The organism is Bordetella muralis (genome assembly GCF_965139205.1).
Taxonomy (GTDB): Bacteria; Pseudomonadota; Gammaproteobacteria; order Burkholderiales; family Burkholderiaceae_B; genus Bordetella_A; species Bordetella_A muralis.
This window is the reverse complement of the sequence record NZ_CBCSIU010000032.1, coordinates 23,071-42,098: the sequence shown is the minus strand read 5'-3', so window position 1 is coordinate 42,098 and position 19,028 is coordinate 23,071. Positions and strand designations below refer to the sequence as shown.

Sequence of the window (19,028 nt, the reverse complement as noted above, 5' to 3'; positions counted from 1 at the left end):
ACGACCAATAGAACCCCTACCTCGTCCTAAGTAAGCACCGCCCCTACACGAGCACCCGCTCAATCCCCCCCGAGTTAGCCCGCCTCACATACTCCTCCATCCACTGCTCACCCAGAATATTCCGCGCCATCTCAACAACGATGTAATCCGCATCCATAGCCGTATCGCCCTCATAGCGCGACAAGCCTTGCAGACACGACGGACAAGACGTCAGTACTTTGATATCCCCTGTGTATCCATCCTGACGCAAGGTATTCTGGTTCTTGAGCAGTTCTTCTTGCTTGCGGAAACGCACCTGAGTAGATACGTCAGGACGCGTCACCGCCAAGGTCCCCGATTCGCCACAGCAGCGATCCGTCTTGATCGCCCCATCGCCCACGAGCGAACGCACGGTCTTCATCGGATCCTGCAGCTTCATCGGCGTATGGCAAGGATCGTGGTACATGTAGCGAGTACCGGTAATGCCATCGAGCTTGATGCCCTTTTCCAGCAGATATTCATGAATATCGATCAGACGGCAGCCCGGAAAGATTTTTTCGAATTCATAGCCAGCCAGCTGGTCATAACACGTCCCGCAGCTCACCACGACCGTCTTGATGTCCAGGTAGTTCAACGTATTCGCGACACGATGGAACAGCACCCGGTTATCCGTGATGATCTGTTCGGCCTTGTCGTTCATACCGTTGCCACGCTGCGGATAACCGCAGCATAGATAACCCGGCGGCAAGACAGTCTGCACGCCTGCGTGCCAGAGCATGGCTTGCGTGGCCAGGCCTACTTGCGAGAACAAACGCTCCGATCCGCAACCCGGGAAATAGAACACCGCCTCGGTATCTGCCGACGTGGTCTTGGGATCACGAATGATGGGCACGTAATTCGCGTCTTCGATGTCGAGCAGCTTGCGTGCGCTTTGCTTCGGCAACCCGCCCGGCATTTTCTTGTTGATGAAATGCACGATCTGTTCGCGCAGCGGCGGCTTGCCTACCGTGGCCGGAGGATGCGCGGTCTGCTTGCGCGCAAACGACGACAGCACATCATTGGCCAGGCGTTGGGCCTTGTACCCGACGCCCACCATGGCCTTGCGCGTCGCGTTGATCGTGGCCGGGTCTTTCGCGTTCAAAAAGAACATGGCCGCCGCCGTGCCCGGGTTAAAGGACTTGCGCCCCATCCGTCGCAGCAGCGCCCGCATGTTCATCGACACGTCGCCGAAATCGATATCCACCGGACAGGGGTTGTAGCACTTGTGGCAAACCGTGCAGTGGTCGGCAACGTCCTCGAACTCTTCCCAGTGCTTCAAGCTCACGCCGCGACGGGTCTGCTCCTCGTAGAGGAAAGCTTCCACCAGCAACGACGTGGCCAGGATCTTGTTGCGAGGCGAATACAGCAGATTGGCTCGCGGCACATGCGTGGCGCAGACGGGCTTGCACTTGCCGCAACGCAGGCAGTCCTTGACCGATGCGGAGATCGCACCGATATCGCTCTGCTGCATGATCAGCGACTCGTGCCCCATCAGGCTGAAACTGGGTGTCCAGGCGTGGCGCAAATCCGCGCCCGGCATCAGTTTGCCGGCGTTGAAATGCCCGCGCGGGTCGACACGGCGCTTGTATTCCTGAAATGGCGCCAGTTCGGCCTCTGTCAGGAACTCATACTTGGTCAGCCCAATACCGTGCTCGCCCGAGATCACACCATCCAGGTCCCGTGCAATCTGCATGATGCGATCCACTGCCTGATGGGCCTCGGTCAGCATCTCGTAATCGTCGGAGTTGACCGGAATGTTGGTGTGCACGTTGCCATCGCCCGCATGCATATGCAGCGCAACGAATACCCGGCCCTTTAGCACGCGAGCGTGTATGGCCTTGAGCTCGTCCACGATGTGCGTACCCGTAGCACCCGAAAAAACGTTCTGTAGCGGCGCCAGGACCTCGGTTTTCCAGGACACGCGTATCGTGCGATCCTGCACCACATCAAAGAGGCGCGCATCGGGTTGAGCGGCGACACGATCGGACAAGGCGCCTTGCAAGGGCGTCATGCCCACACTGGCCAGATCCGGCAATGCCTGGCGTAGCGGCAAGTCGAGATTGTCCAGCAGCCACTGCCAGCGTCGACGGACCTCGGCCAGCACCTCCATCGCCTGGCTGGTCCGCTCGGCCAGCGTCTGGGTGCGCGTGAGCTCATCATCCTCATCCTCGGCCTTGCCCACTGGCAAAGGCTCGGATAGATAAGCGTCCAGCGCATTCAGCAGCTTGAGCTTGTTGCGCGTCGACAGCTCGATGTTGATGCGCTCGATGTGATCCGTGTACTCGCCCATGCGCGACAACGGAATGACCACATCTTCGTTGATCTTGAAGGCGTTGGTGTGACGGGCAATCGCCGCTGTGCGCGAACGGTCGAGCCAGAATTTCTTGCGCGCTTCGGCACTGACGGCGACAAAGCCCTCGCCGTGACGCGTATTGGCCAGACGAACGACTTCGCTGGCAGCGACCGCCACCGCGTCCTCATCGTCACCGACGATATCGCCAATCAACACCATTTTCGGCAGCGTACCGCGCTTGCTCTTGGTCGCGTAGCCCACCGCGCGCAGATAGCGCTCGTCCAGGTGTTCCAGGCCCGCCAGGATGGCGCCGCGTGCGCGGCCCTCGCCATCCAGGTAATCCTTGACTTCGACGATCGACGGAATCGCATCGCGAGCCTGACCGAAAAACTCCATACAGACCGTGCGCGTATGACGCGGCATGCGATGCAGTACCCAGCGCGCAGACGTGATCAGGCCATCGCAGCCCTCTTTTTGCACGCCAGGCAGACCCGCCAGGAATTTATCGGTAACGTCTTTGCCCAGGCCTTCTTTGCGAAACACCCGGCCGGCGATTTCGAGCAATTCAGTCTTCAGCAGTTTTTCACCGGGCTGGCCGCTGCCATCGAACCATTTCAGCTCGAACCGCGCGGTCTCGACATCGTGGATCTTGCCCAGATTGTGATCCAGGCGCGTGACCTCCAGCCAGTTGCCGTTGGGATCGACCATGCGCCACCAGGCCAGGTTGTCCAGCGCCGTGCCCCAGAGCACGGCTTTTTTACCGCCTGCATTCATGGCGATGTTGCCGCCCACGCAGGAGGCCTCTGCCGAGGTCGGATCCACCGCGAACACGAATCCCGCCTGTTCGGCAGCCTCGGCAACGCGTTTGGTCACGACCCCTGCCCCGGCGAACACCACGGCCGCGGGCTCGGTCAGGCCCGGCAGAATACAGGACTCGACCGCACCCAGCGTATCGAATTTCTCGGTATTGATGACGGCCGATTTCCAGGTCAACGGGATCGCCCCGCCGGTATAGCCAGTGCCACCGCCGCGAGGGATGATGGTCAGACCCAACTCGATACAGGCGCGCACCAGGGAGGCGATCTCGGACTCGTTATCCGGAGTCAGTACGACAAAGGGATATTCGACGCGCCAGTCGGTTGCATCGGTCACGTGAGACACCCGCGACAGGCCGTCGAACTTGATATTGTCCTTGGCTGTGATACGGCCCAGCACTTTCTGGGCTTGCTTGCGCAGGTGCTGAGTCTGGTCGAACTCGCTCTCGAACGCCGCGATGGCCGAGCGCGCGCGCGCCAACAGCTCGACGACTTTGCTATCGCGCTGCGGGTCATGGCCGGCTTCGGTGGGCGAGTCCGGCTCGCGGCGCTTGTCGATCTCGCTCAGACGATGATGCAGCGCTTCGATCAACAGCTTGCGCCGCTTCGGGTTGTCGAGCAGATCGTCTTGCAAATAGGGATTGCGGCGTACCACCCAGATATCGCCCAATACCTCGTACAGCATCCGTGCGGACCGGCCTGTGCGCCGTTCGCCACGCAGATCGCAGAGCCATTGCCAGGCGTCTTCGCCTAACAGACGGCCCACGATCTCGCGATCAGAGAACGACGTGTAGTTGTACGGAATTTCGCGCAAACGCGCTGTAGCTGCGGGCGGAATCGCCTCGGAGAGGATTTGGCTGGCGAGGGGGGCGTTCATGAAAAGACGGGGAGTAGGCCCTTAAAGAATCATTTTATGACATTGCGCAGAAATTGCCCCGCGGCGTGCTGACGCGTCCGGAAAAACCGCAGTCCCCGACCCCTGGACGAAACGACGTAATGCGAGAAAAACGCATACATCCCAATGAGTTAAGACAGGCTTGAATATATAGCTGACCATCTCACAGCACTACACCGGCTGCGGGAAAAACCATAACAGGCCCGCGGTCATCACCGTATAGCGAGCCAATTTCCCAATGGCCATGTACAGCACGCAGGGCCAGAATGCCAGACGCAGCCACCCGGCCACCGCACACAAGGGGTCGCCTACAGCGGGCAGCCAGGATAACAGCAGAGCGGGCGGTCCCATACGATGCAACCATTGCTGGGCGTACTGATGCCAGCGGCTGCGCATATTCTTGTCCATGACCGGCTCCCCACCCTCCGAAGACAGGTGGGGATGCTTCTCACGCCAGCGTTCCAGGGCCCGATGCGCGCCCAGCCCCATGGCGTAGCTGATCGCGCCGCCGATGGTGTTGCCCGCCGTGGCCACCAGGACGGCCGGCCAAAACATATCGGGGGCCAGCTTCACGAACCCGAAGACGGCCGGCTCCGATCCCAGAGGCAACAGCGTCGCCGAGATCAGACTGATCAAAAAGATGGCGGGCAAACCGATTGTTGGCAATGCCAAGACCGCCAACAACCAATGCACCGCACTCAGTAGACTTTGTTCCATGGCGCCACGGACGAGTTGCCCAATATTTCCTCATACAGCCCCGGCAATGTGCGCGGTGCGAAGCCGCACACGCGACATGCGTTTGGCCCATTCAAGGCGCAATGCTGCGCGCGAAAATCGATCAATCGATACCGGATGGGCGGCAGTGTAGCCCGGACGGCAAAGTCGCGCCGGACGCTGTGGTAATCTGGCCCACGCCTTATTTCTCTCACCCGGCCTTCTACGCCATCATGTCTGACGATTATCTCAAACGCATCCTGACCTCAAAGGTCTACGACGTCGCAGTCGAATCCCCCCTCGAAACCGCCACGCAGTTGTCTCAGCGAATTTCGAACACGATTCTGCTCAAGCGTGAAGATACTCAGGCAGTGTTCAGCTTCAAGCTGCGCGGTGCGTACAACAAGATGGCCAACCTGACCCCGGCGGCCCGCAATCGCGGTGTGATCGCAGCATCCGCGGGCAACCACGCCCAGGGCGTGGCCCTGTCGGCCCGCCGGCTCGGATGCCGTGCGGTCATCGTCATGCCGACCACCAGTCCGCAGGTCAAGATCGACGCCGTGCGCAGCCTGGGCGGCGAAGTCGTGCTGGCAGGCGAAAGCTTTTCCGATGCTTATGCCCATGCAGTGACGTTGGAAAAGAAAGAAAAACTCACGTTCGTCCACCCCTTTGACGACCCGGATGTCATCGCGGGCCAAGGCACGATCGGGATGGAGATTTTGCGCCAGCACCCTGGCCCCATCGACGCCATTTTTGTCGCGATCGGCGGCGGCGGATTAGTCTCTGGCGTCGCAGCCTATGTCAAACAGCTGCGGCCGGAGATCAAAATCATTGGTGTCCAGACCGAAGACTCGGACGCCATGCTGCGCAGTGTGCGCGCCGGACGGCGCGTGCAACTCAATGACGTCGGCCTGTTTTCCGATGGCACGGCGGTCAAAATGGTGGGTGCCGAAACGTTCCGTCTCACGCGCAAATACGTGGACGATTTCGTGGTGGTCGATACTGACGCGATCTGCGCTGCGATCAAAGACGTCTTTACCGACACGCGCAGCGTGCTAGAGCCCGCGGGCGCCATGGCCGTCGCGGCAGCCAAGCAATACGCCGCCGAACACAAACTCAAAGGCAAAACGCTGGTCGCGGTCGCCTGCGGCGCCAATATGAACTTCGACCGCTTGCGTTTCGTCGCCGAGCGTGCCGAGGTCGGCGAAATGCGCGAAGCCGTCTTTGCCGTAACCATGCCCGAACAGCGCGGCAGTTTCCGCAAGTTCTGCGAGCTGGTGGGCAATCGCAGCGTCACTGAATTCAACTATCGGATATCCGACGCCCAACGCGCACACGTTTTTGTCGGCGTTCAGATCAACTCGCCGGCCGAGTCAGACAAAATCGCGGCAAACTTCCGGCGCCACGGTTTTGACACTTTGGATCTGACCCATGATGAAATGGCCAAAATGCACTTGCGCCACATGGTGGGCGGGCACTCCGCCCTGGCCAGCAACGAGTTGCTGTATCGCTTTGAGTTCCCGGAGCGTCCGGGCGCGCTGATGCGCTTTTTGAATGCGATGAACCCCAACTGGAACATCAGCCTGTTCCACTACCGGAATCAAGGCGCCGACTATGGCCGCATCCTGATCGGCATCCAGGTCCCGCCGTCGGACAAGAAATTGTTCAAGACCTTTGTGGCAGAGCTGGGCTATCCCCACTGGAACGAAACGGACAATCCGGCCTACAAGCTGTTCCTGTAATCATCACGACATTGTTTTGCCACTACGGCCTGGGGCGTTGCTCTGGGCCGTTTTAGTATGGCGCCGGCATGTAGCCGTCGCTTTGGGCCACCCCATCGCCGCCCCACAATCCAAACCACAAAAAGTGGGGGGCCTCCGAAGAGGCCCCCCTTTCTAGGTACTACACACGCCCGGCGCAAACCTTCGCGGGGTCAGTTGTCACTCGATGGATAACGGAGAAGACCATACATTCGTCAACCCGCGCCGGGACGTGTGAGGTACTTAGAAGCGGTGACGCAAGCCGACTGCCACAGCGGTACTGCGCTGGTCTTCTTGGAATGCCCAGTTGTCGCCGTACGAACCCATCGCGTACAGGTTGGTACGCTTGCTCAGGTCATAGGTGTAACCCAGGCTGAACGTGTTGCTCGTGGCGTCGTCGCCAGCCAGACGGCTGTTGTTGACGTCAGCGCGCTGCCAGGAGGCCCAGATGTTGCTGGCGCCACCGATCGGAGCGCTCACGCCCAACAGGTAGGAGTTAACACGCGAACCGTCAGCGATTTTCCAGCTACCCAGGCCCGTGCCGTCTACGTCGCTCAAGCCATCAATGCTCGTGCCGACGAACCAGCCGCCGAACGTTTGACCGAAAGCAGCCGAAACCTTGACCACTTCGAAGTCATAAGCAGCGCCCAGGATGTACGACTGGACCTTGTCGGTGTCGTATTGACCCTTGACACGGCCGCTGTCCGGACGGAAGTTGTCATACGACAGAGCCACATCCAACGGGCCGTTCTGGTAGCGAGCACCAACGGTCAACACACGGTTGTTTTCGTTGGTACGGAAATTACCGCCGGTGTCAGCATTGTCGTCAGCGTTGAACGAGTAACCGACGCCGAACTTGAAGCCCGAGAAAGACGGGGTTTGGTACAACACCATGTTGTCCAGACGGACGGTGTTGGCCGAGCTGAACGACGTACCCATGGTGGCTTGGTCGTAGCTGATGCCCGAGGGATCGATGCCAGCGAAGTACTTGGAAGCCAAGTTGGTTTGACGACCGAAGTCCAGTTGACCCCAGCTGTCGCTTTGCAGACCAACGGTGGCTTGACGACCAAACAGGCGGCCGCCTTGCGAGGAATTACCGTTGTTGGGCGAGAAACCGCCTTCCAGGGTGAAAACAGCCTTCAGGCCATCGCCCAGGTCTTCGGAACCGCGCAGACCGAAACGCGAACCGCTGTTCACGCCGTCCACAGCGCCGATACGGCTGGCTTTGTCGCCATTCGCGCCCTTGACTTGGTTGTAACCAATACCTGCGTCAATCAGGCCGTACAGCGTAACCGAGGTTTCGGCTTGAGCCACGCCTGCGAAGCCGGCGGCCAGCGCAACGGCCAGTAGCGTTTTTTTCATCATGATTTCCTAAAGCGATGTGACAGGAAAGGGCATGCGTGACCCGCTTTATGCCAAGGGCAACGTCGGACGACGCATGTACGGTTAGAAGTATCTTTCCTTGGGCAATAGGGATTAACCACAAATTTGGAGAGGTGTTTTCCATAAATGCGGGTAAACCATGACTTGCAACGCAGCAATCGGCGGCAGCCCCAGGAAGGACGGTGGTTTTGTCTTAGCTCAACCACCTCAAATTCCCTGACGGCTTGTGATCATTTGCGAATAACCAACGTTGCATTTGAACAACATTCGCGACAATGTCGCTCATGATGGGCCGCGGCGGACCGCTCGCGGCTGTTCAATCGCGGCGCAGAGACGGTCGGCCTGACACGTGTTCGGCAGACGCCCTATAACCTATAACTAACGGGCGAATGGTTGATGAGGGATCCCCCTTTCATCAACGCCACCTCACTTACGCTGTGCCAGCTGTCTGACAGCCATCTGCTCCGTCATATATTAGTTGAACTCCAGACTAGTCCTATTCATAGGGCGACCAGGAACGTTTTCCCCGTATTCACGTCCTATCAAGACCGCTTCGCCCTACAAATAACGGGCTTGCCCTGAATAGCAGCGAGCGTTAGTCCAGCAAACGGAACAGTTATTTCCATTTTTGCTGCATACATTCTTGGTAGTGTTGGGATATTGTCTATATCCAGCACGCAACATACAGAATCACATGGATATCCAGCTAAACGACATCGCGTTGTTTGTCGAGGTCGCCAAGCGCAAAAATTTCAGCCATGCCGCCGAGGCGCTCAACATCCCCGCGTCGACGCTGTCGCGGCGTGTGAGCGATCTCGAGCACAATATCGGCATGAAGCTGCTCAATCGCAGCACCCGGCGCATCGATCTGACCGAAGCCGGCCTGATGTACTTTGAACGCTGCCGACCCATTATCGAAGAAGTCCGCGTCGCTCATGATCAGTTGCTCGACATGGCCGCGCAGCCGAAAGGACGTCTGCGGGTGTCGATGCCTTCGAGCCTGGCGCAGTTATTCCTGCCTGCGGTGATCCAGGGGTTTCGTGCCCAGTATCCGGATATCGAATGCGATTTTGATCTGAACATGCAGCCGATCGATCCGATCAGCAACCCCTTTGACCTCGTGCTGCGTTTTGGCCGGCAACCCGACTCCAACTTGGTCGCACGCCAGATCGTGCTGCTGGAGCATCGTTTATATGCCTCGCCCCAGTATCTGGCCTTGCATGGCACACCACGGTCGCCCGCCGATCTGGGGCATCACGAGTGCCTGCGCCCCGCGATGAGCGAGGCCTATTCTTATTGGGTACTGCACTCCGGTGACAAGGTCGAACGTGTCGCCGTGTCCGGGCGCCTCGCCGCCAATAATGTCAGCATGCTGTCGCGCCTGGCGGGTCAGGGGCTGGGCATTGCCCCGCTGCTATATTTCGACACCATCGGCCAGCCAATTCAAAACAAAGGGCTCGTGCCGGTATTGCCCGACTGGGCCTTGACCCCGATTCCTCTATTCGCCCTCTTGCCCTCGCGCACGATTCCCGCCAAGACGCGGGCGTTTTTGGACTTTATCCAGCCACGCCTGACCGATCCGGGCTCGTGGGCGACAATCCCAGACGCCGCCTGAGGCAGCGGCCTCACTCCACGCTATCGTAACTACATACCGTGAACAAGGGTGTGCCGGTCGCGGCGATCTTGCCCGAGCCACCCAACTCCGGCAAATCGATAATTGCCGCCGCCTCGACAACGTTCGCACCGAGACGCTGCAGTAATTTGATCGCGGCCAGCATCGTGCCGCCCGTAGCGATCAGATCATCCACCAACAGCACCCGTTGGCCGGTACGCACGGCATCCGTATGGATCTCCACCGACGAGTTGCCATATTCGAGCGAGTATTCCTCTGCCACTGTGCGATACGGCAGTTTGCCGCTCTTGCGCACAGGCACGAAACCCAGATTCAGTTCGTAGGCCAGCACACTGCCGATAATGAAGCCGCGCGCGTCGACGCCCGCGACCAAATCCAGGCGCTGCCGCATATAGCGATAGACAAAAAGATCAATCAAGACACGGAACGTGCGCGGGTCTTGTAACAATGGCGTAATGTCGCGGAACACCACACCCGGGCGAGGCCAATCGGGGATGCTGCGGATAGTGCGCCGAATGAGTTCGACGGTGTCAGTCTGCATGGGCCTACCCCGGGGGAAATTGAAGCAAGGCGAACTATAACCGCGCCGATGCGGTTAAGCCAGAACAGAAACGTTCAGACAACCATCCCGCAAAACCAGACAGCGATCAACCGCGCCCTGCGGCAGGGCGGCATGCGTTACCAGCACTACGGTACGCCCCGCCGTGGCGTGAGCCAGATCATTGAAGAATGCCGCCTGCGCGGCTTCGTCCAGGCCGCTCGTCGGCTCGTCCAAGGCGAGGACGGGGCAAGACGTCAACAACGCGCGGGCCAGACACAGCCGCCGCGCCTGTCCTACCGATAAACTCGCGCCAGTTTCACCCACCCAGGTATCCAGACCATCGGGCAGGCCACGCACGAAATCCCCCAGGCGTGCGGCATCCAAGGCGGACCACAGCATGGCATCGTCCGCCCCCGCGTCGCCAATCAGTAAATTGGTCCGCAATGTCCCCAGGAAAACAGGCGCATCCTGGGCAAGCCACGCAATGCGGCGATGCAGGTCGGCCAACGACGCGTGCCGCAGATCGATCCCTCCGAAACGAATACAACCGGACACGGGGTCCTCCAGCCGCAGCAATAGTTGCAAGAGCGTCGATTTACCCGAACCGCTCGGCCCGGTAATCGCCACACGCTCACCAGGCTCGATGCGCAGACTGACGGTATTCAACACCAGCGGCCCCAGCCCGCCGACAGCTGCGGGATAGGCAAAGGACACCTGGTCGAGCTCGATCGCGCCCCGCGCGGGCAATGGCACGTGCCGGTCTGGACCAGCGTCGTCCGGCGCTTGTTCGACCACCGCCTGAATCCGCTGTGCCGCCGCCACCGCGCCCCCCAGCCGCGCCGCCCCTCGCATCAGCGGCCCCGCCACTTCAAAAATGCCAATGACTGCCAACAGCAATCCCGCCAACAACGGCCCGCTCAGACGCTGCCGGCTGAGCTCGTCCAAGCCAAACCACAAGATCGCCAATACACTGAGGCCCGCCAAAACCTGCAAGGCCCATGCTCCATTGGCGGCAACACGTACCTGCGCTTTGCGCGCACGTGTCATATCCGCGCATTGCGACATAAAGCCGGTCCGTACTTGATCGATCGCCGACAGCGCCACGACGTCGGCGTGGCTTTCCACCGTCTCCAACGTCATGGCACGCAACGCCGCCTGACTTTCCTGGATCGCCAAGCCTGGCAAGCGCGCAGCGCGCGCCTGCCACACAGGCAGCACCACACATGCCATCAACATCGCGCCCGCCAATACCCACCCCGCTGCCGGCACCCAGACGCCCACCACCACAGCCAACACTGCGGCGGCAATCGCCGACGTGACCATCGGTGTCAGCACGTGCAAGAACACCGTATCCAGCGCATCCACATCTCCTGTCAGGCGAGCCACCAGATCGCCATCGCGATAACGCCCCAACTGACGCGGCGTCAGACGCACCAGCGCCTCGAACACGCGGCTGCGCAGGTCCGTCAATAAGCGCAACGTGGCAGCATGCCCTACCAGTCGCTCAGCGTAACGCGCCGCGATACGCACGAAAGACAACAAGCGCACCAACGCAGACGGGACAAAAAGATTAAAAACAGAGCCTGCGCCGGCCAAGGCCGCAGCGCTGAGAAACCAACCTGATACACCCAGCAAGCCGACACCGGCTGCGATGGTGAGCAACGCCAGAAACAGCGCACCCAGCAAAGCCCCCAGACGACGACGGTATAAAGCCGGCAACAAACGCAGCAATGCTGTCATGCCGGCTCCAATTTGCCATCGATCAGCGTGACCGTTCGCGGCAAGCGCTGCGCCACGGCTGAAGCATGCGTTGCCAGCAACAATGTTCGTCCGTGCGCAAATGCCAGGATTTCGTCCAGGACCTGGGACTGCGTGGTCTCGTCGAGAGAGGCCGTGGACTCATCGAGCAAAATCAGGCCGGGATCTCGCAGAAACAAGCGTGCCAGCGCCACGCGCTGCGCCTGCCCGCCCGACAAACCGCGGCCGCGCGGCCCCAGCATCGTATCCAACCCCTCGCGCAATGGTTCGGCGAACGTCATGACGCGGGCGCGCCGGGCGGCCTCGATAACTTGTTCGTCGGTTGCCTGCGGCCGCCCCAAACGGATGTTGTCGGCAATACTGGCCGCAAACAAAAAGGGCCGCTGACCGATCAAAGCCACACGCTCACGCAGCAGGGTTTCATCCCATTCAGCCAGCGGCACATCGTCCAGCATGATGTGTCCTGCGCAGGGACGCAAACGAGAGAGGACTTCCAGCAAAGTCGTCTTGCCGCTGCCGCTAGGCCCCATCAGAGCGACATGCTCGCCCGCCGACAACGACAGCGACGCATCGTCCATCACTGGCGAAATACGCCCCGGCGCTTGAAGACTCAGGCCGTGCACCGACACCGCAAACCCCGCGGCACATGTGTCGGCCGATGTACCCGTGACATGAGTGGCGCCCCATTGCACCACTGCCCGGGCATCGGCGGAAACGGCTACGCCAGAGCCGCCACTGGACGAATGCTTGGCGCTGTCCTCATCGGAGGCAACGGCGGCATGCACCTCGACTGGCTCCACGGCGGCAATATCCGAATCGCCGAACAGCGCCGACGTGTCGGGCAAGCCCTCGAACGATGCGGCAATCTGCGCTGCCGCTGCACGCGCCGCCGCACGATCATGATAGTGCGCCGCAAATTGACGCAATGGCGCATAAGTCTCCGGCGCCATCAACAAACAGAAAAACCCGACTTGCAGCGTCAACGGCGTCGCCCGCACATCGAGAAACCCGAGGTACGACAAACCAAAATACACGGCCATCCCGGCAACGCCCAATGCTGCAAAAAACTCCAGCACCGCCGACGACAGAAAAGCAATGCGCAATACTGACAGCGTGCGCTTGCGCACGGCCTCGCTGGCCATGGCGACCGACGAGGCCTCGGCTTGAGCACGGCCGTAGAGTTTCAGGGTGGACAGGCCGCGCAGACGATCGGCGAAAAATCCGGATAGCCTGGCAAACGCGCGTACATGCCGCCGGCTTGCCGCCTCGGCGCCCCATCCCACCAATGCCATGAACAGCGGAATCAATGGCGCCGTCACGAGCAACAGCAAGCCCGCGATCCAATCAAAGGGCAACAGCACCACCGCAAATGCCAGCGGCAATATCGCCGCCGATACCGCTGCAGGCAGATACCGCGAAAAGAACCCGTCCAGCGCCTCGACCTGATCGACAATGGCGCTAGCCAATTCCCCAGACACTTGCGTCCGCGACCACACGGGACCCCGGCCCACCAGGCGATCGAACAAGGCCACACGAATACGTTGTTTGATGCTTTCAGCCGCGTGGGCTCCCGCCCGTTCACTGGCCCAGGCCAGGCCCGCTCGAACCAACATCAGGACAATGATCAGCGCGATATCGCCCAGCAATGCACTGCGAGGCGCCTGGCTGACAATTGCCGCATCCAGTACCCTGGCCAACAGCCAAGCCTGCACCACTAGCAGCACCCCACCCAACAGAGGCGCCCCGACAGCCACAATGAGCGGCAGCCGCGGCACGCGCGCCTGCGCACTCAACCAACGCGATTGTTCACGCGCGAGCCTGGCTGCCTCAGTCCCCGAACCGGATGCCGTATCAACAGCATCAAACTGCGTGCTCGTCACGTGCGCTCAGATGCCTTGGCCAGCCGAATAGGATCGTGTTCCTCACCTTCACGCAGTTCAAACCACATGGCGTTCAAAATGCCAAACGCACAGGCCAGACTCAAGCCCAGAATCCACGAGAAATACCACATACGTTTACGCTCCTGATAATAGGATCGGCTAATAAGAATTGGGCGTACCCGAGATCGACTCGGTCGTGACCTTGCCGCGCATGACGCGATAAACCCACGCGGTGTAGACCGTGATGATGGGCATGAAGAACGCCACGGCCAGCAGCATGATCCATAACGTCAGATGACTGGATGATGCATCCCATATCGTCAGCCCGAAACGCGGCACGGTCGAGGACGGCATCAGGAACGGAAACAGCGCAAGCCCCACCGTCAGAATGACGCCGGCCACTGCCAATGACGACACGACGAAGGCCAGCCAATTCACCCGAACGCTCAGCAGCAATGCCACGATCAACGCGCCACCCACGCCCAATGCCGGCGCAATCCAGGCAACAGGCCATTTTTCAAAATTCGCCATCCATGCGCCGGCCTGTACCGAGACCTCTTTGAGCGCGGGGTCCGACGCCGCCAGCGTATTCGTCGCGCTGACAACGACATGTCCGTCCAGACCGCCCGCAACCCAGAACCCGCCCGCCGCAAACAACGCCGCAGTCAGCACCGCGGCAATACGGCCTGCCTGACGCGCACGCGCCGCCACGGCGCCCTCGGTACGCCACGCCAGCACCACCGCGCCGTGCATGATCAACATGACCACGCTCAACACCCCAGCCAGCAAGGCAAACGGACTGAACAGCTGATAAAAATGCCCGTGGTATTCCGGCCGCAGCGTATTGCTGTCAAAGCCAAACGGCACACCCACAATCAGATTGCCCATGGCCACCCCAAACACCAGAGCAGCCACCACTCCCGAGCCGCAAAGCACGAAGTCCCAGGTATTGCGCCAGCGCGTGCCTTCCATCTTGCTGCGATACTTAAAGCCTACCGGCCGCACAATCAACGCGATCAGCACCAGCATCATCGCCAGATAAAAGCCCGAGAACGAAGCCGCGTACAACAGAGGCCACGCCGCAAACACACCAGCACCCGCGGTAATCAGCCAGACCTGGTTGCCCTCCCAGACAGGGCCCACGACATTGATGACCACGCGCCGTTCGGCATCAGTGCGCGCCACCACCGGCAACAACGCCGCAATACCCAGATCAAAGCCGTCCATCACGGCGAAAGCAATCAGCAGGAAGCCCAACAGCCCCCACCACACCACGCGCAGTGTCGCGTAGTCAAAAGGAATCAACGTTTCCATGTGCGGTCTCCGTGCTCAGTAGGCATCAACAGCAGCCGCCACGGGGTCGGCCTGGGTGGGACGCGATGTGGGCGCCTCGGTCTTGGGCCCGGCTTTGATCGCGTGCAACATGACTTTCACGCCCACAATCAACAGCACGGTGTACAACACCAGGAATATCCCCAAACTGATTGCCAGATCGGTAAACGTCAGCCCGGAGGCGGCATAGTACGTAGGCAGGACGCCTTCGATCACCCAGGGTTGACGTCCGTACTCGGCGACAAACCAGCCGGCTTCGATCGCCACCCACGGCAGCGGCAGGCTCCACAGTGCGATCTTCAACAAGGCCGGCCGGCTATCCAGACGCCCGCGCGACGCCAACCAGAATGCGACCGCAAAAAAGGCGATCAAATACATTCCCACTGCGACCATGATGCGGAAAGCCCAGAACAGCGGCGCCACATTCGGGATCGTGTCCAGCGCTGCCTTTTTGATATCGGCATCGGTGACCTTGCTCAGGTCAGACTGATAACGCTTGACCAACAAGGCGTACCCCAAATCGGGCCAACCTTTGTCCAACACCATGCGCGCTTCGGCGTCGCCGGGATTTTTCCGGATGCGCTCCATCGCCTGGTATGCCACGATGCCCTCGCGAATGCGGAACTCCGCCCGCCTCACCAGATCGTCAATACCGAGTAGTGGCGTCGTCAGTGAACGAGTACCGATGATGCCCATCACATACGGAATCTCGATGGCAAAATCGTTTTTGCGCTCAGCCTGGTTTGGAATCGCAAACAGATTGAAACTGGCCGGCGCCGGCTCGGTGTGCCACATGGCCTCTATCGCCGCGATCTTCATTTTCTGATGCTCGGTGGTCAGATAGCCGCTTTCGTCTCCCAGCACCACCACAGACAGCGATGCGGCCAGACCAAAGCTGGCGGCCACGGCCATGGAGCGCTTGGCCAGATCCACGTGACGGCGACGCAAGAGATACCAGGCGCTGATCGACATGACGAACATCGCCCCAGCGACATACCCTGCGCTCACGGTATGAACGAATTTGGCCTGAGCGACCGGGTTGAAGATGACCGCAGCAAAATCGGTCATTTCCATCCGCATGGTATCGGGGTTGAACACCGCACCAACTGGATTCTGCATCCACCCATTGGCAATCAGAATCCATAGCGCCGAGAAATTCGTGCCGAACGCCACCAGCCATGTCACCACCAAATGGCCGACCTTGGACAGGCGATTCCAACCAAAGAAAAACAGACCAACGAACGTGGCCTCGAGGAAGAAAGCCATGAGGCCTTCAAGTGCCAACGGCGCACCGAACACATCGCCTACGTAGTGGCTGTAATAGGACCAGTTCATGCCGAACTGGAACTCCATCACCACGCCGGTCGCCACACCCAAGGCAAAATTGATGCCGAATAATGTGCCCCAGAACATCGTCATCCGGCGCCAGATGTCCCGGCCCGTCATGACGTACACACTTTCCATGATGGCCAGGATGAACGACAACCCTAGCGTCAGCGGCACAAAAATGAAGTGGTACATCGCGGTCGCGGCAAACTGAAACCGCGACAGGTTCACAACGTCTAGATCAACCATGGACCGCTCTCCCCGGACAGGCAACGAACCCCGACGGCATGCGTGGACCACAGCCGACGCAATGAGTGTTGCATACGATACTCTCAACGGCGTGAATAAACCCAGCGGGTGTGCCGCGGGGACCAAGAAAATCAGGAGTAAACCGACGCTTTCTTGACAAGGACCTACAAGGCAACTTCATAACTTTCTCTATATACGCCACGACGTCAATCCCGGCCTCGCAGCTTGCCGGCAAAATCCAAGGCCTTTTGCACCCTTTTCCCTAACTGCATCAGGCGTTGCAACGTCTCTGGAGGCAGGCCATGCACTTCATCGAACCACCCCGTTGTCAACTCGATGAGTTCGAGCATCTCGTTCATGCGTTGCTGGGCATAAGCCTCTGACTCACCTTTGGGCGGCTCAAGCAAGGTATCGCGCAGCAGCGTCAACGTCGGATCGATTTCACGCTTGCGCTTTTCCTCCATCAGGATGCGAAAGATCTCCCAAACGTCTTTAGGCGTCTCGAAATAGTCGCGCCGGTCACCGACTCGATGGACCAGCTTGACCAATCGCCAGGACTGCAACTCCTTGAGCCCCATACTGACGTTCGAGCGCGAAAAACCCAGCGCCTCTGCGATGTCGTCTGCATGTAATGGCTGTGGCGACAGAAACAGCAATGCGTACATCTGCCCGACGGTGCGATTCACGCCCCAGCGGCTGCCCATTTCGCCGAAATGCAGTACGAATCGTTCTGTTTGAGGGCTAAGCGGCATAATTTTGTTACTTTGAATTCAGAAATTTCTGAAATTATCGAACAAATAGAACATGAAGACAACTGACTCATGCGCAGCGATGCGCACAAGTCGACCATCCGCCATCAAGAAACTTGGAAATGCAATCGCGGCATCATACGGCTGCAGAATGCATAAGTCGTGACGATTCCACCCACAAATCGTCATGCCATGACGAAAATCAAATGGGTGGTGAATTTTTTGTTGCTGGGCCGCCCCAAAACAAAAATGCCCCCTGGGGGGGCAGCAAGCCGGAGGCGCAGCGTGGGGGTCTTCCCATTGCAGGGCCGCCCCAAAACAAAAACGCCCCCTTGGGGAGGCGCTTTCATCGTGGCAGGCGGTGCCACGGCATTCTGCATGCAACGCGGTCAGGCCTGGACGGCCACCGTCGACGACACGCGCTTGGCCTTTTCCCGGGCCGCGTCCACATCGGCAGCAACCGCCAATGCCACGCCCATACGACGTTTAATAAACGATTCCGGTTTGCCGAACAGCCGTACATCAGTACCCGGCTCAGCCAGCGCCTGGGCGACGTTATGAAACGTCACGCCCTTGGTGTCGACTCCGCCATAAATAACGCTGCTGGCACCCGGTTGGCGCAGCGACGTATCGACCGGCAAACCCAACAGCGCGCGCGCGTGCAACTCGAACTCGCTTTGCACCTGCGAAATCATCGTCACCATCCCTGTGTCATGTGGCCGGGGGCTGACCTCCGAAAACCAGACCTGGTCGCCCGCCACAAACAACTCGACACCAAAGACCCCCATGCCGCCCAGATCCCCCGTGATGGCACGGGCGATATCGCGGGCACGCTCCAGCGCCGCCGGCGACATCGGATGCGGTTGCCAACTCTCGACATAATCGCCGTCCACCTGACGATGGCCGATCGGGTCGCAGAAATACGTTTCGATACTGCCGTCTGCGGCCCGCGCACGTACGGTCAGCAAGGTGATTTCGTAATCGAACTTGATGAACCCCTCGACGATGATGCGGCCCGCACCGACACGGCCGCCTTCCTGGGAATATTGCCAGGCAGCGGCAATCTCGTCGGCGCCATGAATCACCGACTGACCTTTGCCGGAGGAGGACATCACCGGCTTGACCACGCAGGGATAGCCGATACCGCCCTCGATGGCCTCGCGCAGCGCCGCCTCGGTATCCACGAAGCGATATGGTGAAGTCGGCAGGTTCAGGGTTTCTGCCGCCAGGCGGCGGATGCCCTCGCGATTCATCGTCAGTTGCGCCGCCCGCGCAGTCGGCGTGACGCGCACGGCGCCAGCCGCCTCCAGCGCCACCAGCACGTCTGTCGCAATCGCCTCGATCTCGGGCACTACTACGTCGGGGCGCTCTTGCTCGATCACGCGCCGCAAGGCCTCGGGATCCGTCATCGTGATCACGTGCGCACGATGTGCGACCTGGTGACCCGGCGCGTCGGCATAGCGATCGACGGCAATGACCTCGACACCGAGCCGCTGCAACGCAATGATGACTTCCTTGCCGAGCTCCCCGCTGCCCAGCAGCATGACGCGGGTAGCCGAGGGAGACAAGGGCGTGCCCAATACGGGCGCGGGAAACGAGGACATGATGAGAAACCTGTCTAAGTAAAAAACGAGTAAAAACGAAATTTTGCCGCGCCAGCATGCCATAGCCCCCGACCGGCG

The 19,028-nt window shown here is 59.9% G+C and carries 13 protein-coding genes; 2 read left to right on the top strand and 11 right to left on the bottom strand.

What is annotated here, in order from left to right; all coding sequences use genetic code 11:
- Positions 1-43: 43 nt before the first annotated feature.
- Both ACNA0I_RS25120 and ACNA0I_RS25115 read right to left on the bottom strand, forming a co-directional pair.
- A complete protein-coding gene (locus ACNA0I_RS25120; RefSeq protein WP_415808746.1) occupies positions 44-4,003 on the bottom strand; it encodes a DUF3683 domain-containing protein in 3,960 nt (1,319 codons plus the stop codon).
- A gap of 189 nt (positions 4,004-4,192) precedes the next feature.
- Positions 4,193-4,738: a YqaA family protein gene (locus ACNA0I_RS25115; protein ID WP_415808745.1), complete on the bottom strand. Its 546-nt coding sequence runs from the start codon at positions 4,736-4,738 to the stop codon at positions 4,193-4,195.
- A gap of 230 nt (positions 4,739-4,968) precedes the next feature.
- Here ACNA0I_RS25115 and ilvA point away from each other — a divergent pair, with 230 nt between their 5' ends.
- Positions 4,969-6,477 (top strand): threonine ammonia-lyase, biosynthetic, encoded by a 1,509-nt coding sequence (gene ilvA / locus ACNA0I_RS25110; protein ID WP_415808753.1) that lies wholly within the window; start codon positions 4,969-4,971, stop codon positions 6,475-6,477.
- A 261-nt stretch (positions 6,478-6,738) separates the two neighbouring features.
- Here the strand turns inward: ilvA and ACNA0I_RS25105 are convergent, their stop codons facing one another.
- A complete protein-coding gene (locus tag ACNA0I_RS25105; protein WP_415808744.1) occupies positions 6,739-7,857 on the bottom strand; it encodes a porin in 1,119 nt (372 codons plus the stop codon).
- 715 nt (positions 7,858-8,572) lie between these two features.
- Between ACNA0I_RS25105 and ACNA0I_RS25100 the strand changes: the two genes are divergently transcribed.
- Entirely contained in the window at positions 8,573-9,493 is a 921-nt protein-coding gene (locus ACNA0I_RS25100; protein ID WP_415808743.1) for a LysR family transcriptional regulator, read from the top strand.
- A gap of 10 nt (positions 9,494-9,503) precedes the next feature.
- Here the strand turns inward: ACNA0I_RS25100 and ACNA0I_RS25095 are convergent, their stop codons facing one another.
- From ACNA0I_RS25095 to purT, 8 genes are all read right to left on the bottom strand, one after another.
- Positions 9,504-10,052, bottom strand: coding sequence for an adenine phosphoribosyltransferase (locus ACNA0I_RS25095; protein ID WP_415808742.1), 549 nt, complete (start codon positions 10,050-10,052; stop codon positions 9,504-9,506).
- A gap of 54 nt (positions 10,053-10,106) precedes the next feature.
- On the bottom strand, positions 10,107-11,792 hold the full coding sequence (gene cydC, locus ACNA0I_RS25090; RefSeq protein WP_415808741.1) for a thiol reductant ABC exporter subunit CydC: 1,686 nt from the start codon (positions 11,790-11,792) through the stop codon (positions 10,107-10,109).
- A complete protein-coding gene (gene cydD / locus ACNA0I_RS25085) occupies positions 11,789-13,603 on the bottom strand; it encodes a thiol reductant ABC exporter subunit CydD (protein ID WP_415808752.1) in 1,815 nt (604 codons plus the stop codon). The genes cydC and cydD overlap by 4 nt, the downstream gene beginning before the upstream one ends.
- An 83-nt stretch (positions 13,604-13,686) precedes the next feature.
- The gene (cydX, locus tag ACNA0I_RS25080) at positions 13,687-13,821 is read right to left on the bottom strand and encodes a cytochrome bd-I oxidase subunit CydX (protein WP_415808740.1); all 135 of its coding nucleotides are present in this window, start codon (positions 13,819-13,821) and stop codon (positions 13,687-13,689) included.
- Between the two features lie 28 nt (positions 13,822-13,849).
- A complete protein-coding gene (cydB, locus tag ACNA0I_RS25075; RefSeq protein ID WP_415808739.1) occupies positions 13,850-15,004 on the bottom strand; it encodes a cytochrome d ubiquinol oxidase subunit II in 1,155 nt (384 codons plus the stop codon).
- A 15-nt stretch (positions 15,005-15,019) separates the two neighbouring features.
- Positions 15,020-16,597 (bottom strand): cytochrome ubiquinol oxidase subunit I, encoded by a 1,578-nt coding sequence (locus ACNA0I_RS25070; protein ID WP_415808738.1) that lies wholly within the window; start codon positions 16,595-16,597, stop codon positions 15,020-15,022.
- Between the two features lie 206 nt (positions 16,598-16,803).
- Complete coding sequence (locus ACNA0I_RS25065) at positions 16,804-17,349, bottom strand: GbsR/MarR family transcriptional regulator (protein ID WP_415808737.1); 546 nt, start codon at positions 17,347-17,349, stop codon at positions 16,804-16,806.
- 386 nt (positions 17,350-17,735) lie between these two features.
- Positions 17,736-18,950, bottom strand: coding sequence for a formate-dependent phosphoribosylglycinamide formyltransferase (purT, locus tag ACNA0I_RS25060; RefSeq protein WP_415808736.1), 1,215 nt, complete (start codon positions 18,948-18,950; stop codon positions 17,736-17,738).
- Between the last annotated feature and the right edge of the window lie 78 nt (positions 18,951-19,028).